This window comes from Chryseobacterium sp. II3a (assembly GCF_057815135.1).
Genome location: NZ_JBYPZJ010000001.1, coordinates 195,577 through 210,320, shown reverse-complemented (window position 1 = coordinate 210,320; position 14,744 = coordinate 195,577). Strand labels below are relative to the sequence as shown.

Here is a 14,744-nt window from a genome sequence, read left to right as displayed (position 1 = left end):
TTGGTTTTATATTATCCTAGGATCTTAGCTACAGTAGCACCGATATCAGCAGGAGAATCAACAACGTTAATACCGTTCTCTCTCATGATTTCCATTTTTGCCTGAGCTGTATCTTCTGCACCCCCTACAATAGCACCAGCGTGTCCCATTGTTCTTCCTTTTGGAGCTGTTTGTCCAGCAATAAATCCAACAACTGGTTTAGTAGATCCACTAGCTTTGTACCATCTAGCAGCTTCTGCTTCAAGTCCTCCACCAATTTCACCGATCATTACAACAGCTTCAGTTTCAGGATCGTTAATGAATAATTCAAGAGCTTCTTTTGTAGTTGTTCCGATAATTGGGTCACCACCAATACCGATAGCTGTAGAAATACCGTAACCTGCTCTTACTACCTGATCAGCAGCTTCGTAAGTAAGTGTACCTGATTTAGAAACGATACCTACTTTACCTTTTTTGAAAACGAAACCTGGCATAATACCAATTTTAGCTTCTTCAGAAGTAATGATTCCAGGGCAGTTTGGTCCGATTAATCTGCAGTCTCTGTCAGCGATGTAAGATTTTACTTTTACCATATCAGCTACAGGAATACCTTCAGTAATACATACAATTACTTTGATCCCTGCTTCAGCAGCTTCCATGATAGCGTCTGCTGCAAATGCCGGTGGTACGAAAATGATACTTACATTTGCTCCTGCTTTTTCAACAGCATCAGCTACTGTGTTGAATACCGGCTTTCCTAAGTGCTCGCTTCCTCCTTTTCCTGGAGTAACACCACCTACTACGTTTGTTCCGTATTCAATCATCTGACCAGCGTGGAAAGTTCCTTCGTTCCCTGTAAATCCTTGTACAATTACTTTAGAATCTTTGTTTACTAAAATTGACATTTTATTGTTGTTTTAATTTATTTATTATTTTATTAATGCTCACAAATTTACTCAAATTTCTTTGATTTTAGACAAAACCTTTGGAATTGTTTATTTGAGATTTCTCAGCTTTACTTCTTTTTTCAGATAAGTCTTGAAATCTTCTGCAAACATTCCGATATAGGTTCCTTTTTCAAGGTCTCTGTTCACTCCGGTTTTTCCTAAAAGTACAGATCCACTCTCGATTTTATTCCCGGAAGCGATGCCAACTTGTCCCCATAGCGTTACTTCATCCCCTATCACACAACAGCCTGCAATTCCGACCTGAGAAGCAATCAGACATTTTTTTCCAATTACAGTATCGTGCCCAATCTGAATCTGATTATCCAAAACAGAGCCTTCCCCAACTATGGTAGAGTCTGTAACTCCTCTGTCAATAGTACACCCATTTCCAATTTCCACATTGTTTTCGATCACCACATTTCCTACAGAAATTAAACGGTCAAAGTTTCCATTTAATTTTCTGTAATAGAAAGCATCTCCTCCCAATACGGTATTAGCCTGAATGATTACATTATCACCAATAACGGTTCTGTCACCAATTACTACATTTGGGAAAATTAAAGTATTTTTTCCAATCGTCACATTGTTTCCGATTACAGCGGAAGAATGAATTCTTGTTCCTTCCCCTATTTCCACATCGTGAAGCACTTCCGTGAAGTTATAAATTCTTGTAAAATGGGTATTGATCTTATTAAAATCTCTGAAAGGATCATCAGAAACTAAAAGCGCTTTACCTTCAGGGCAGTCTACTTCTTTATCAATCAAAATAATAGTTGCCGCAGAGTTTAGTGCCTTATCGTAATATTTGGGATGATTTACAAAAACGATATCACCAGGTTTTACCATGTGAATTTCATTGGTTCCCAATACTTCAAAGTCTTCCGGACCAATAAATTTTGAGCCTATTAAATCTGCGATCGTTTTAAGCTTTTGCGGAGAATGGAATCTCATAACAATAGATTTTCTTATAAAACAAAATTCGGAATGCTAATGCAAACCGAATTTATGTAAATTTTATTTATTCTTTTACTCTTTCTAAGTAGCTACCGTCTTCAGTGCTTACTTTAATTCTGTCTCCCGGTTCAATGAACAAAGGAACCATTACTCTTGCTCCTGTTTCAACGATAGCGTTTTTAAGAGCGTTGGTTGCAGTATTTCCTTTTACACCCGGATCAGCTTCAATGACATCCAGATATACAGATTGTGGAAGTTCAGCAGAAAGTGGAGTTTCGTCAGCTTCTTTAAGGATGATGGTTACTTCTTCACCAGCTTTCATAAACTGAGCATTTTCAATCATTTCTTTGTTGATGTATAATTGAGAGAAATCCTCGTTATTCATGAAGTGGAATCCATTCTCATCATCGTAAAGATATTGGAACTTTCTAGTGATTACTTTTACTTCATCAATTTTATGTCCTGCGGAAAAAGTATTATCAATTACTTTACCGTTAGTTACTGACTTTAATTTTGTTCTTACGAAAGCAGGTCCTTTCCCTGGTTTTACATGAAGAAATTCGATTACTTTAAAAATATCATTGCTATACTCGATGCAAAGACCTTTTTTGATATCGTTACTTGTTGCCATTAATTTATATATATTATCTTTTTATTTTATTTTCAGCATTTTAGTTGCTGTCTTTTCCTGTTCCGTATCCTTTTACGATCCCTCTTGGAGAGTTTTGGATAAACTGAAGAATTTCATCTCTTTCAGCCGTAGGAAGCATTTCTTTTTCAATATATGCTAACGCTTGAGAAACGTTCATCTTCATTTGGAAAATAGCTCTGTAAATCTTTTGAATTTCAAAGATCTTCTCATTGGAAAAGCCTCTTCTTCTAAGACCTACTGAGTTAATCCCAGCATAGGAAATAGGATCTCTTGCCACTTTCACATACGGGGGAACATCTTTTCTGATCAAAGATCCTCCTGAAATCATTGTATGCTTTCCTATTTTACCAAACTGCTGAACAGCAGATAAACCTCCCATTACGGTAAAGTCTCCAATTTCAACATGTCCTGCAATACCGCAACCATTGGCTATAATCACATTATCTCCTATAATACAGTCATGGGCAACGTGGGAAGTCGCCATAATTAGGCAGTTGCTTCCTACTTTGGTATATCCTAAAGCTTTTGTTCCTCTATTTATTGTTACACATTCTCTTAAGGTAGTATTATCTCCAATAATGGTTTGTGTATCTTCACCATCGAACTTTAAGTCCTGAGGAATAGCAGAAATTACGGTCCCGGGAAAAATCTTACAATCCTTTCCTATTCTTGCCCCATCCATGATGGTAACATTTGGACCAATCCATGTTCCTTCTCCAATTTCTACATCCCCTGCAATTGTAGTAAATGGTTCTACGATTACATTTTTGCTGATTTTCGCACGTTTATCTACGGCTGCTAACTGATGAATCATTTAATCAACTTTATTTTTTGCAACTTGAGCCATAAGCTCTGCTTCTACTGCCACAGTATCTCCTACATATCCGTACCCCTGCATGTGTACAATACCTCTTCTGATAGGCTCTATCAATTCAATTTTGAAGATAAGTGTATCTCCCGGAATTACTTTTCTCTTGAATTTCACTTTATCAATCTTGATAAAATAGGTAGAATAGTTTTCAGGATCCGGAACACTTGCTAAGACAAGGATACCTCCTGTTTGAGCCAAAGCTTCAACCTGAAGTACTCCTGGCATTACAGGTTCTTTAGGAAAATGACCAACGAAGAAAGGTTCATTCATTGTGACATTCTTTAATCCTACTACATGAGAATCTGAAAGTTCTAGAACTTTATCAATTAATAAAAACGGAGGTCTGTGAGGCATAAGCTTCATAATTCCGTTAATATCAAATACCGGCTCTTTTGTTAAATCAAAATCCGGAACGTTTTTCTTTTTCTGCAATTTCCACTGACGATTTAGTTTCTTCGCAAACTGAGTGTTTACGAAATGTCCTGGTTTATTAGCAATAACCTTTCCTTTAATTTTCACTCCTGCTAAAGCTAAATCACCAATTACATCAAGTAATTTGTGTCTTGCCGCTTCGTTAGGATAGTTTAGGTTAAGATTATCAAGAATACCATTTGGTCTGATGGATACATTATCCTTACCAAAGGCTTTTTTCAATTTTTCTGTAGTTTCCGGAGTTAGATCCTTATCTACATAAACGATCGCGTTGGAGATGTCTCCACCTTTGATCAATCCGTGGTCTAAAAGCATTTCCAATTCATGTAAGAAGCTGAATGTTCTTGCTGAAGAGATTTCGTCTTTAAATTCGGAGATATTTTTAAGGGTAGCATTCTGGGTTCCTAAAACTTTAGTTCCAAAATCTACCATGGTAGTTACTTCGTAAGTATCTGAAGGGATGATGGTGATCTCTGAACCTGTAGCCGGATCACTGTAAGTAAGAACTTCTTTTACTACAAGATATTCTCTGGCAACATTCTGATCTACAACTCCTACGCTTTCGATAGCTTCTACAAAATACTTTGAAGATCCATCTAAAATAGGAGGCTCAGAAGCGTCCATTTCCAACACTGCATTGTCTATATCGCAACCTACTAAAGCAGCCAAAAGGTGCTCGCAGGTAGTAATTTTTACGCCAAGCTTCTCTAATGTTGTACCTCTCTCTGTTGCTACTACATAATTAACATCAGCTTCAACCTGAGGGTGTCCCTCCAAATCGGTTCTTACAAATACAAATCCCGTATTCTCTTTTGCGGGTTTGATGGTAAGTTTTACTTCTTTACCAGTATGAAGGCCTTTTCCAGAAAGTGTTACTTCTTCCTGAAGCGTTTTTTGCATATCACTCATTAGTATTATCTTTTGAGTTATTCTCAAGATTATTTATTCTGTTAACTATTTCAGGGAAATTTCTGAAATGAACATAGCTTCTTAAATAGTCATTATAGCTGATTGCCGGTGAACCATATAAAGTTTCTCTATCGTTAACACTTGAATTCACACCACTTTGGGCCTGAATTTTCACCTGGTTTCCGATTTTGATATGTCCGACAACTCCTACCTGACCTCCAATTTGATTCCAGTCTCCAATGGTAGTAGAACCTGCAATTCCGGCTTGTGCTGCAATTACATTATTCTGTCCTATTTTCACGTTATGGGCAATCTGAATCAGATTATCAATTTTTGTACCTTTTCCGATGATGGTAGAACCTATTGTTGCTCTGTCTATACTACAGTTTGAACCAATTTCTACATCATCTTCAATAATTACGTTTCCAAGCTGTGGGATCTTTTTGAATCCTTCAGCCGTAGGTTGAAATCCGAAACCATCTCCTCCTACTACTGTATTGGAATGAATAACACAATTGTCCCCAATAATACAGTAATCGTAAATCCTGGCACCACTATCTATTTTACAGTTTTTACCAATTTTTACTCCTTTACCGATATATACATGTGGATAAATTTGTGATCTATCTCCAATCTTAGCTTTCTCAGAAACATATGTAAACGCTCCTATATACACTTGATCCCCTATCACAGCTGAATCATGGATGGACGAACCATCTTCAATACCTTCTTTTCTTCCTCTCATTTCCTGATATAAATTCATCAGAATCTGAAAAGATAGATAGGCATCTTTTACTACAATTAAGGTCGGGTTATAACTATTTTCGTTCAGAAGTTTTTCCGAAACGATGATTACGGAGCATTTTGAGGTATCTAGAAAATGAGAAAATCGATCTTGTGCTATAAAAGAAAGATGTCCTGATTCTCCATTTTCAATTGGAGAAACCCCTGTAATAAGTGCATTCTCATCACCTATTATTTTTCCGTCAATAAAACTTGCAATTTGCGAAGCTGTGAATTCCATATTCTGCAAAGATAAGAAATTCTATAATTTGCAAACATTTTTTGATTTCAGATATTCAATTTTAATATTATTTAAGAATCTCAACGGGAGATATCTCTTGGAAACATAAGGATATAACGGGTCGTTTTATTTACCATCAACCCTGATAAAAGTTGATCTTCTGATTCGTGAAGCTTCATTTTTTTACCATTTTTCTGCAATAAATAAATCGGCTGCTTTTCGGTATCGTAAGGTAAAAGTTTTCTTTTTATCTCATGGACCAATTCTTTCCCATTATCAATTTCAAAAAAATCATTGGTGATTTTTATTTTATCTTCAATAATTCTTTCATCAAAAGGATGGGATGAAATAATGGTCTTTGGAAGATTTCTCTGAATAACACTCTTACACCAATAGGATAAAACAAAGTCGTCAGAATTCTGCCATTCTTTCATAGCCTGAATCACATCATTATCATCTAAGCTGGTAAATCTTTCTATATCTTCATCTGTTGCTGCACTCTTTCCACGGTATAAAAAATATTTAAGATTCTCTGTTGCCGGAAGTTCAATTCCTTGAGAAATCAGATATTTTGCCCTTTCAAGAATTTTCACCAATAAAAATTCTGCCAATGCAGATGTCTTATGATAATAGACCTGCCAATACATAAACATCCTTGCTGTTAAAAAGTTTTCTATAGAATAAATTCCTTTTGCATCAATAACCAGCTCTCCTTCTTCACATACATTCATCATGGAAATGATTCTCTGGGTATTAATATTTCCTTCTGACACGCCTGTAAAAAAGCTGTCTCTTTTCAAATAATCCAATCTGTCAACATCCAATTGGGATGAAATCAGCTGATTAAAGAATTTTCTATGGTATTTCCCCTGAAACATTTCAATTGCCATGGATAGCTCACCGCTAAATTCTTCATTCAACTTATTCATCAACAATAAAGAAAGCTTTTCGTGGTGCCAGTCATCCATTAACATATTTTCCAAAGCATGGGAAAACGGTCCATGTCCTATATCATGCATTAAAATAGCCAACATTGCTCCTTTTTCTTCTTCTTCAGAAATTTTAACGCCTTTCTGCTTCAATGTTTCTAATGCTGTAAACATCAAATGCATTGCCCCCAGCGCATGATGGAATCTTGTATGGGTAGCTCCCGGAAAAATCAGATTCAAAAGACCGGTCTGGCCAATCCTTCTCAATCTCTGGAAATAAGGATGTTCAATAATATCAAATAAAATTTCGTGGGGAATTTTGATAAATCCATGAACAGGATCATTGATAATTTTTAGCTTATTCTGCATTGGAACGTCTATATAAGTAAACAAAGTTAGGGATTTTTAATTTGAAGGATGATTAAATTAGTATTAAAGAGGCTCGAAGCCGGAAGATGGAGGCTCGAAATCATTAAGAACAATAACCAATGATTGCCAATTCATTTTAAGAATAACGAATATGCAATAACTTTTTGTAATACTGAACCTCTGTTAACTTCCTTCTTCCAGCTCCTGGCTTCCTCACCTTTTCCCACTATTCATCAAAAAACCTTTGCCGTTCTTGTATTAATCACTTATCTTTGAGAAAAACCAATTCTTTTTGATGAGAAAACATTCTCTTTTCATTTTATTCTTCTTTTTAAGTCTACATTTTCCTGCACAGATTTTATCTGAAAATCAAAAACTGGAATCTCTTTGCAGAGTTTGGGGGTTTTTAAAATATTATCACCCTCATGTAGCAAAAGGTAATCTGAACTGGGATCAGCAGCTTTTCAAAAAAATTAATGAACTTGAAAGAATCAATGACAAAGCAGCATTGAACAATTTGTACTCCAATTGGATTACAGATCTTGGAAAAATCAATGAGTGTACAGAATGCATTCCGGAAGCCGAAAAAAATTATTTCCTGAAAAACTTTGACTTAAGGTGGATAGATAATTCCAATATATTCACTGATATAACTTCTCAAAAGCTTCGGTATATTGAAAAGAATCGCAACACTGACAACAATCATTTTATAGGAAAAGGAGGACGAAAAATATTTTTCAAAAATGAGCATTCTTACGGATCACAATTTACTTCCAAACAAATCAGTTTATTGGAGCTCTTCAGATATTGGAATTATGTGGAATATTTTTTCCCTTACAAATATCAAACAGATCAAAAATGGAATGAGGTTTTGGCAGAGATGATCCCAAAATTTCTTACGATCAATAATGACCAGGATTATCAATTGACCTTAGCAGAATTGGTAGCCAAGATTGATGACTCCCATGCTTTTCTTTTTTCACCATTGATCAGCCTTCATCAATATGGAAACAGAAAACTGCCATTAGAATATTCTTATGCGGAAGGAAGATTGATTGTCACAAAAATTAATGAGAACAAACTGAATGAGAAAACACCCTTTAATATCGGGGATGTTATTTATGACGTAAATGGAAAAACAATTCCACAAATGGTCAACAGCCTTGGAAAATATATTCCTGCCTCTAACTCATGGGGGAAAGTGAATAAGGTAAAAAGCAAACTCCTTTTCAGCAATCAGGATTCTCTTTCCGTTAAATTAGAAAGAAATGGGCAAAATATGGAAGTGACTGCTAAAACTTATTTTGCAAAAGATATTATTATAAAGAAAGTACCCACTGCTCAAAAATGGAAATTTCTGGATGAAGAAAAGAAAATAGGCTATATCAATATGGGAATTCTAGCTAAAGATGAGGTAAATGAAATGTACAAAAAACTAAAATCTACAGAATCCATTATTTTCGACCTCAGAAATTATCCCAAACTTACCATCATTCCTTTAAGTGAATTGTTACTTCCCCAATCAACAACTTATTATCAATTTAACTTCCCGGAAACCACCTACCCTGGAAAATTTTACAGCAGGAAGAACAATATTGGCAGAAAGAATCCCGATTATTATAAAGGAAACGTCATAGTTTTGGTAGACGAAAACACGCAAAGCCAGGCAGAAACTACAACCATGATGTTTAAGCAGCATCCAAAAGCCAGAGTGATTGGAAGCAATACTTCAGGTGCCAATGGAGATATTATCAAGTTTAAAATCGCAGACTTAGATACTTGTTTTACTGGTCTTGGCGCTTATTATCCCGATGGCAGAGAAACGCAAAGGATCGGAATTATTCCGGATATCCTTATAAAACCAACTGTAGAAGGAATAAAAAGTGGGAAAGATGAGATTTTGGAAAGAGCTTTGCTGTATATAAAAAATAAGAATTAATTTATACAGAAACAGGAAGTGTTACAGACCATTTTCATTTAACTAATATTTAACTTTTAAACTTCCTATTTTGTGAGATTTTAAAAGGATTTGGTCAACATTTTGATAGAATAACCATGTAAAAAATAAATTATGTCAGAAAAGATATTATGGATAGATGATGAAATAGATTTACTTAAACCTCATATCGTATTTTTAGAGAAGAAAGGTTATCAGGTAACCCCTGTTAACAATGTGAATGAGGCTTTGGAGCTTATGGATTCAGAGAAATTTGCCCTAACACTCATTGATGAGAATATGCCTGGAATTTCCGGGTTGGAAGCCATTCCTATGATTAAGGAAAAGGATAATTCATTAAAGATCGTCATGGTGACCAAAAGTGAGGAAGAACACATTATGGAAGAGGCAATCGGTTCTCAAATTGCAGATTATATCCTAAAACCTGTAAACCCTAATCAGATTTTACTTTCTTTAAAAAAGAATCTTCAGCAGGATAATCTTGTAGAACAAAAAACCATTTTACAATATCAACAAGAATTCAGAAACCTTTCTATGGAACTTTCTTACCTTAGAACGTATCAGGATTGGGCGGAATATTATAAAAAGATTCTAAGCTGGGAAATTAAATTCGATAAAGTAGCAGACAATGAATTTGCTGATCTTTTACAATCACAGAAAGAAGAAGCTAATATTCAGTTTGCCAAGTTTATTGAAAAAAATTATGCAGACTGGCTTACGGATTCCGATAAACCTCTAATGAGCCATACCCTTTTTAAGGAAAAAGTAAAACCAGAGGTAGAAAAAGAGAAAGTACTTTTATTAATGGTAGATAACCTTCGTTATGACCAGTGGAAAGTAATTGAACCATTATTTACCAAGTATTATAATAAAATTTCGGAAGATTATTATTACAGTATCCTTCCAACTGCTACACAATATGCAAGAAACTCATTCTTCGCGGGTTTAATGCCATCAGAAATTGAAAAACGTTTTCCCGACAAGTGGTTTAATGATAATGAAGAAGGAAACAAGAATGAATTCGAGCGTGACTTCCTGGAAGATCAGATGAAAAGAATTGGTCTTGGGTCCAAGTCTATGAAGTATCTGAAAGTATTGAATGCAGATTTTGAAAGAAAGATCTATGATGATTTCAATCAGCATAAAAACAATGATCTTTTGGTAATTGTCTATAATTTCATTGATATTCTTTCTCATGCCAAAACGGATAACCATATTGTAGACCAGCTTATCCGTGATGATAAGACTTTCCGTTCTCTTACACTTAACTGGTTTGAAAACTCTTCATTACTGAAGATTATCAAAACGGCAGCTGAAAACGGATATAAATTAGTGATCACAACAGACCATGGAACCGTCTATGTTAAGAAACCAAGCAAAGTAGTAGGTGACAGAGAAACCTCTACTAATATCCGATATAAAACAGGTAAAAGCTTAACGTATGATGACAGTGACGTATGGGCTATTACCAACCCTGAAAAACTTTTCCTTCCAAAAGGAAATCTAAGTTCAAAATATATTTTTGCTAAAAACAATATATTCCTGGCTTACCCTAAGAACTACAATCATTTTGTAAATTACTATAAAGAAACCTACCAACATGGTGGAATCTCATTGGAAGAATGTATCATTCCTATCAGCATTTTAGAACCCAAGTAGTTTTTTTCATAGTTTATTTAATTTTGGGTTTAAGGCGGGAAAAATCAATTGATTTTTCCCGCTTCTTTTTTTAGAGTCTGTAAGAGTTCCTATCTTCGTACAAAATAAAAATATGTTCATTATTTCGCTTACCTATAAAATGTCAATTAAAGAGGTAGAACACCATATTCCGGAACACAACTCTTTTCTTCAAAAATATTATGATGCAGGGCTATTTATTGCTTCAGGAAGAAAGGAGCCGAGAACCGGAGGAATTATTATTTGTAATGCTCCCTCTCAAAATGAGGTTGAAAATATCATTAAAGAAGATCCTTTCCATATCTATCATGTTGCAGATTATGAAATCACAGAATTTATTCCATCAAGATACAATGAAAACTTTAAAATATTTATAGAAGACTAATGAGATTAATTACATACAATGTCAACGGAATCAGAGCAGCTTTCACTAAAGATTTTCTGGGCTGGCTGAAGACTGCTGATCCGGATGTGATCTGTATTCAGGAGAGTAAGGCCGGAAACGATCAAATAGACATCGAAAGCCTTGAAAAATTAGGATACCATAGTTATTGGCATTCAGCAGTAAGAAAGGGGTATAGCGGTGTTGGAATCGCATCAAAAATAAAACCTAATCATGTAGAATATGGTTGCGGTATTGAAAGCTATGATAATGAGGGAAGAATTATCCGGGCTGATTTTGATGGATTTTCTGCTATTTCAGTATATGTACCCTCTGCCTCGAATATTGAAAGACTTGATTTCAAGATGCAGTTCTGCCATGATTTCCTTGAATATATCAAGAATTTAAAAAAAGAAATTCCTAACCTTATTATATCCGGTGATTTTAATATCTGTCACGAGGCTATTGATATCCACAATCCTGTTGGCTTAAAGAATGTTTCAGGATTTCTTCCTATGGAACGAGAATGGATGACCAATTTCATCAATGAATGTGAACTGATTGACAGTTTCAGATTCTTCAACAATGAACCGGACAATTATACGTGGTGGAGTTATAGACAAAATTCAAGGGAAAGAAATAAAGGCTGGAGACTGGATTATAACTTCACTTCTTACAGCTTAAAGGATAAACTCAGCCGAGCTGTTATTTTGAAGGAAGCGGTTCATTCCGACCATTGTCCTGCTTTATTAGAATTGGATGTATAAAAAGCATGATATCTATCAACACAAAAGCCAGCTGAAATCAGCTGGCTTTTTTTAATTTAAATCATAAGATTAATCGACAATTTCATATTCAACCGGAATTGTACCATGACTGATATCTCCGATCTCATCGAACGCGGCTTTAGACATATCTAAAGATCTTGATGAATGGAAAGGGCCTCTATCATTAATCCTCACTATTACTTCTTTACCATTCTTAAGGTTAGTAACCTTAACGTTTGTTCCAAAAGGAAGCGTTCTGTTTGCTGCAGTAAACTTTGAATTATCAAAGATTTCTCCGCTAGCCGTTTTTCTACCGTTAAATTTATCGTGGTAGTACGATGCATAACTTGTTTTTTTCGCATCTAAGGCATTATTCGTAAATGAATAAATACCTAAAGTTGAAATCATCATTATGATTACGAGAATGAATCTTTTCATCATTTTGAAATTTTTATTGTTTGACAGGGCAAAAGTATCAGGAATCTCATTAACTCCCTACTCAGACTGTTAAAAACTGTTAATAAAAACCAAATTATATGTTAATCACCCTTGTAACCTCCTATGAATAGGGATTTTAAACACACCTGTTAAAAAGTGTTAAAAAAACAATATAAATGTTAATTTAATTAACTAATTTATGCATAATTTAGAAAATGAAATATCTCAACAATCTAAAAATCAACACGTTACAAAAATGAAAAATATGGATTATATACATAAAATTCAGTTTTAAAAAGCCAAAAGTGTTAAGGTTTACTTTAGGATAAAATGGCTGGTAGAATAACTCCAGGGCTATAAATTACCATTATTCACTTTTATTTTAACAACAATTTCAGCTTCATTATTTATAATGACTGAATTAGTAGTACAAAATCATCATACTTTTTTAAGCATCCTCGGTATAAAGATCTTCATTTCTTTGTAATCGTATTTCAAAAATAGGAGTTAAGAATCACATTAAAGAATTTATAATGGAAATATGATGCCAATAATTATAAACTTTATAAAACCTACTTAATATAATTTGTAGTACATTCTCATTATATCCTACCTAAAAGTCATTTTATGGCTAATCTAAATCCGTTATAATTCTTGATTAGTGATAAGATGTTCAGCTAAAGTCATACAATTTTTACAATCAAATGTATCAGGTCATATCATTAGAATTCAGACTGAAGATTTTGTTAACTGCCAAAGCTAAATGAAGCTAGCTTATATAATGGTTTATTCATCAAAAATTGAATATAAGATATATATCAACACAAGTATAAATAAATATAACATCAAATAAAAAACCAACGAGTTATCGTTGGTTTTAATATGTAATTAAATAAAATTCTTTTATTTTAAGTATTCTAAGATATATTCGTATGTATCTTGTGGGTAAACTACTGACATACTCTGAGAACCTGTAACAGCAGCACCTGTTGCCGTATCATAGGAATACAAATCTCTAGCATAGACAACTTTATTACCATTACCTGTACCTACACCAGCTTTTTTATAAATAGTAATACCATACATTGATGTAATACCAGTAGGAGGTGTAATTGTAACAGCAGTACTAGTTCCTGTAGTTGTAAACTGTCCTTTAATAGCGTAAACCTGAGCACCAGCAACTAATGTGTTGGTAGCTGTTCCAGCTGCAGCAGTTGTTACATCGAATTTAGGAGAAGTAGCTCCACCTAATGGCAACCATCTACCATTTGTAATATTTCCTGGGTTACCTGGGTTTGAAAAATAATAAAATCCAGGAGTAACAGCAGTTACAGCACCCTGTCCTGCCAAAGTATTACCTGTAGCGCTATTATATACAACAATACCATCGAAATCGGAATTAATCACAAGATTATCCATTGGATCAGTGGTAAAAGTATAAGTTGTTAAGTTTGTTCTAGGGAATCCTAATGCTTTTCCCCAGCTAGAATTTGGTAGCTCTTCAAACTTGGAAGCATCCATGAAGAGGTTGGTATTTGTAAGAGCTGAAGCTGTATTTCCGTTCGTTGTAATTTGAGCATTTGCACTAACCCCAAAGAATACTAAAATACCAGCTGTTATTTTTAATAAAGTATTTTTCATTTTAATTTATGTTTTTAAGATTAGTTTCTTCCTGAAATTAAGTACCAAGTTGTACCATTACTAAAAATGCCTACAGCACCTTGTGCACTAATTGCAGTAAGACCTTTAGGTGTTCCAACTCCGTCAGTACCTGCAAACTGTAAACTTCCTCCAACTTGAGCTCTTATATAAATAGTTCTATTAATATAAGAAGCTGGCGTAGGTAAAGTTAATTGTGTACCAGAAGTAAATTCCCAAACATCAAAGTTAGAATTTGACCAATCATAGTTTGTTGCTGCTGCCTGAGCTAAGTTTAGTCTAAGCGGAGCTGGAGCTGAAGAACCTCCTAGTGGTTTCCAAACGTTATTACCATTTGTACCATCATAATAATAGAATCCTGTGGCTGTAACATTCACTGTTTTACCAGTTCCTGCACCACCTAGTGCATTAACAAATACAAGCGCTCCATTCTGAGCACTCGCAGCAGTAGCGTTCCCATTAGCATAAGCTGTAGTTCTAGCTTCTAAATCAGCTCTTGATAGACGAGGGACTAATAAGGCATCAGGCCTAGTAGCATCAGTACTGGCTACTACATCTAGAGTCGTGGCAGGTGTGGTTGTGTTAATCCCCACTCGCCCTTGCTGAGCCTGTGAAAGAGCCGTAAAGGCAACGAGCATCGTCGCTGTTAATAAAAATTTTTTCATAAGTTTTTAAAGATTTTAATTACATTATTTTTCATCAATATTTCCAAAGGGAAAATGTATCTCAACTTGCGATTATTATCTTAAGGCTAATATAAATAAAAAAAACAGATTTTTGAATTTTTAGCCCAATTTT

14 protein-coding genes are annotated in these 14,744 nt (G+C 34.7%); 4 read left to right on the top strand and 10 right to left on the bottom strand.

Features of this window, described 5'->3' with window-relative positions:
- Window positions 1-11: 11 nt before the first annotated feature.
- The 7 genes from sucD to AC3HD6_RS00960 all read right to left on the bottom strand — a co-directional run bounded on the left by sucD (window position 12) and on the right by AC3HD6_RS00960 (window position 7,066).
- A complete protein-coding gene (sucD, locus tag AC3HD6_RS00990) occupies window positions 12-884 on the bottom strand; it encodes a succinate--CoA ligase subunit alpha (protein ID WP_123910440.1) in 873 nt (290 codons plus the stop codon).
- A gap of 90 nt (window positions 885-974) precedes the next feature.
- Entirely contained in the window at window positions 975-1,877 is a 903-nt protein-coding gene (locus AC3HD6_RS00985; RefSeq protein WP_488894659.1) for a UDP-3-O-(3-hydroxymyristoyl)glucosamine N-acyltransferase, read from the bottom strand.
- A gap of 67 nt (window positions 1,878-1,944) precedes the next feature.
- Window positions 1,945-2,511 (bottom strand): elongation factor P, encoded by a 567-nt coding sequence (gene efp / locus AC3HD6_RS00980; protein WP_047095902.1) that lies wholly within the window; start codon window positions 2,509-2,511, stop codon window positions 1,945-1,947.
- 40 nt (window positions 2,512-2,551) lie between these two features.
- The gene (lpxA, locus tag AC3HD6_RS00975; protein WP_129055045.1) at window positions 2,552-3,346 is read right to left on the bottom strand and encodes an acyl-ACP--UDP-N-acetylglucosamine O-acyltransferase; all 795 of its coding nucleotides are present in this window, start codon (window positions 3,344-3,346) and stop codon (window positions 2,552-2,554) included.
- Complete coding sequence (locus AC3HD6_RS00970; RefSeq protein WP_488894658.1) at window positions 3,347-4,744, bottom strand: bifunctional UDP-3-O-[3-hydroxymyristoyl] N-acetylglucosamine deacetylase/3-hydroxyacyl-ACP dehydratase; 1,398 nt, start codon at window positions 4,742-4,744, stop codon at window positions 3,347-3,349.
- Window positions 4,737-5,768: a UDP-3-O-(3-hydroxymyristoyl)glucosamine N-acyltransferase gene (gene lpxD, locus AC3HD6_RS00965; protein WP_123910434.1), complete on the bottom strand. Its 1,032-nt coding sequence runs from the start codon at window positions 5,766-5,768 to the stop codon at window positions 4,737-4,739. Before lpxD ends, AC3HD6_RS00970 begins: the two co-directional genes overlap by 8 nt.
- An 80-nt stretch (window positions 5,769-5,848) precedes the next feature.
- The gene (locus AC3HD6_RS00960) at window positions 5,849-7,066 is read right to left on the bottom strand and encodes an HD domain-containing protein (protein ID WP_488895336.1); all 1,218 of its coding nucleotides are present in this window, start codon (window positions 7,064-7,066) and stop codon (window positions 5,849-5,851) included.
- A 295-nt stretch (window positions 7,067-7,361) separates the two neighbouring features.
- Between AC3HD6_RS00960 and AC3HD6_RS00955 the strand changes: the two genes are divergently transcribed.
- From AC3HD6_RS00955 to AC3HD6_RS00940, 4 genes are all read left to right on the top strand, one after another.
- Window positions 7,362-9,005 carry a S41 family peptidase gene (locus AC3HD6_RS00955; protein ID WP_488894657.1) on the top strand — a complete coding sequence of 548 codons (1,644 nt, stop codon included), beginning with the start codon at window positions 7,362-7,364 and terminating at the stop codon, window positions 9,003-9,005.
- A 132-nt stretch (window positions 9,006-9,137) separates the two neighbouring features.
- Complete coding sequence (porX, locus tag AC3HD6_RS00950) at window positions 9,138-10,682, top strand: T9SS response regulator signal transducer PorX (protein WP_068944373.1); 1,545 nt, start codon at window positions 9,138-9,140, stop codon at window positions 10,680-10,682.
- A gap of 112 nt (window positions 10,683-10,794) precedes the next feature.
- Complete coding sequence (locus tag AC3HD6_RS00945) at window positions 10,795-11,085, top strand: YciI family protein (RefSeq protein WP_488894656.1); 291 nt, start codon at window positions 10,795-10,797, stop codon at window positions 11,083-11,085.
- Window positions 11,085-11,849 (top strand): exodeoxyribonuclease III, encoded by a 765-nt coding sequence (locus tag AC3HD6_RS00940; protein ID WP_068944376.1) that lies wholly within the window; start codon window positions 11,085-11,087, stop codon window positions 11,847-11,849. The genes AC3HD6_RS00945 and AC3HD6_RS00940 overlap by 1 nt, the downstream gene beginning before the upstream one ends.
- A gap of 69 nt (window positions 11,850-11,918) precedes the next feature.
- Here AC3HD6_RS00940 and AC3HD6_RS00935 read toward each other — a convergent pair whose 3' ends face one another.
- From AC3HD6_RS00935 to AC3HD6_RS00925, 3 genes are all read right to left on the bottom strand, one after another.
- A complete protein-coding gene (locus AC3HD6_RS00935; protein ID WP_027374598.1) occupies window positions 11,919-12,290 on the bottom strand; it encodes a septal ring lytic transglycosylase RlpA family protein in 372 nt (123 codons plus the stop codon).
- Window positions 12,291-13,190: 900 nt separating this feature from the next.
- Window positions 13,191-13,928 carry a hypothetical protein gene (locus AC3HD6_RS00930; RefSeq protein ID WP_488894655.1) on the bottom strand — a complete coding sequence of 246 codons (738 nt, stop codon included), beginning with the start codon at window positions 13,926-13,928 and terminating at the stop codon, window positions 13,191-13,193.
- Window positions 13,929-13,948: 20 nt separating this feature from the next.
- The gene (locus tag AC3HD6_RS00925; protein WP_488894654.1) at window positions 13,949-14,584 is read right to left on the bottom strand and encodes a hypothetical protein; all 636 of its coding nucleotides are present in this window, start codon (window positions 14,582-14,584) and stop codon (window positions 13,949-13,951) included.
- Window positions 14,585-14,744: the final 160 nt, after the last annotated feature.

Coding starts and splice junctions, on each gene's coding strand:
- sucD (WP_123910440.1), bottom strand. CDS start 884: ATGTCAATTTTAGTAAACAAAGATTCTAAAGTAATTGTACAAGGATTT.
- AC3HD6_RS00985 (WP_488894659.1), bottom strand. CDS start 1,877: ATGAGATTCCATTCTCCGCAAAAGCTTAAAACGATCGCAGATTTAATA.
- efp (WP_047095902.1), bottom strand. CDS start 2,511: ATGGCAACAAGTAACGATATCAAAAAAGGTCTTTGCATCGAGTATAGC.
- lpxA (WP_129055045.1), bottom strand. CDS start 3,346: ATGATTCATCAGTTAGCAGCCGTAGATAAACGTGCGAAAATCAGCAAA.
- AC3HD6_RS00970 (WP_488894658.1), bottom strand. CDS start 4,744: ATGAGTGATATGCAAAAAACGCTTCAGGAAGAAGTAACACTTTCTGGA.
- lpxD (WP_123910434.1), bottom strand. CDS start 5,768: ATGGAATTCACAGCTTCGCAAATTGCAAGTTTTATTGACGGAAAAATA.
- AC3HD6_RS00960 (WP_488895336.1), bottom strand. CDS start 7,066: ATGCAGAATAAGCTAAAAATTATCAATGATCCTGTTCATGGATTTATC.
- AC3HD6_RS00955 (WP_488894657.1), top strand. CDS start 7,362: ATGAGAAAACATTCTCTTTTCATTTTATTCTTCTTTTTAAGTCTACAT.
- porX (WP_068944373.1), top strand. CDS start 9,138: ATGTCAGAAAAGATATTATGGATAGATGATGAAATAGATTTACTTAAA.
- AC3HD6_RS00945 (WP_488894656.1), top strand. CDS start 10,795: ATGTTCATTATTTCGCTTACCTATAAAATGTCAATTAAAGAGGTAGAA.
- AC3HD6_RS00940 (WP_068944376.1), top strand. CDS start 11,085: ATGAGATTAATTACATACAATGTCAACGGAATCAGAGCAGCTTTCACT.
- AC3HD6_RS00935 (WP_027374598.1), bottom strand. CDS start 12,290: ATGATGAAAAGATTCATTCTCGTAATCATAATGATGATTTCAACTTTA.
- AC3HD6_RS00930 (WP_488894655.1), bottom strand. CDS start 13,928: ATGAAAAATACTTTATTAAAAATAACAGCTGGTATTTTAGTATTCTTT.
- AC3HD6_RS00925 (WP_488894654.1), bottom strand. CDS start 14,584: ATGCTCGTTGCCTTTACGGCTCTTTCACAGGCTCAGCAAGGGCGAGTG.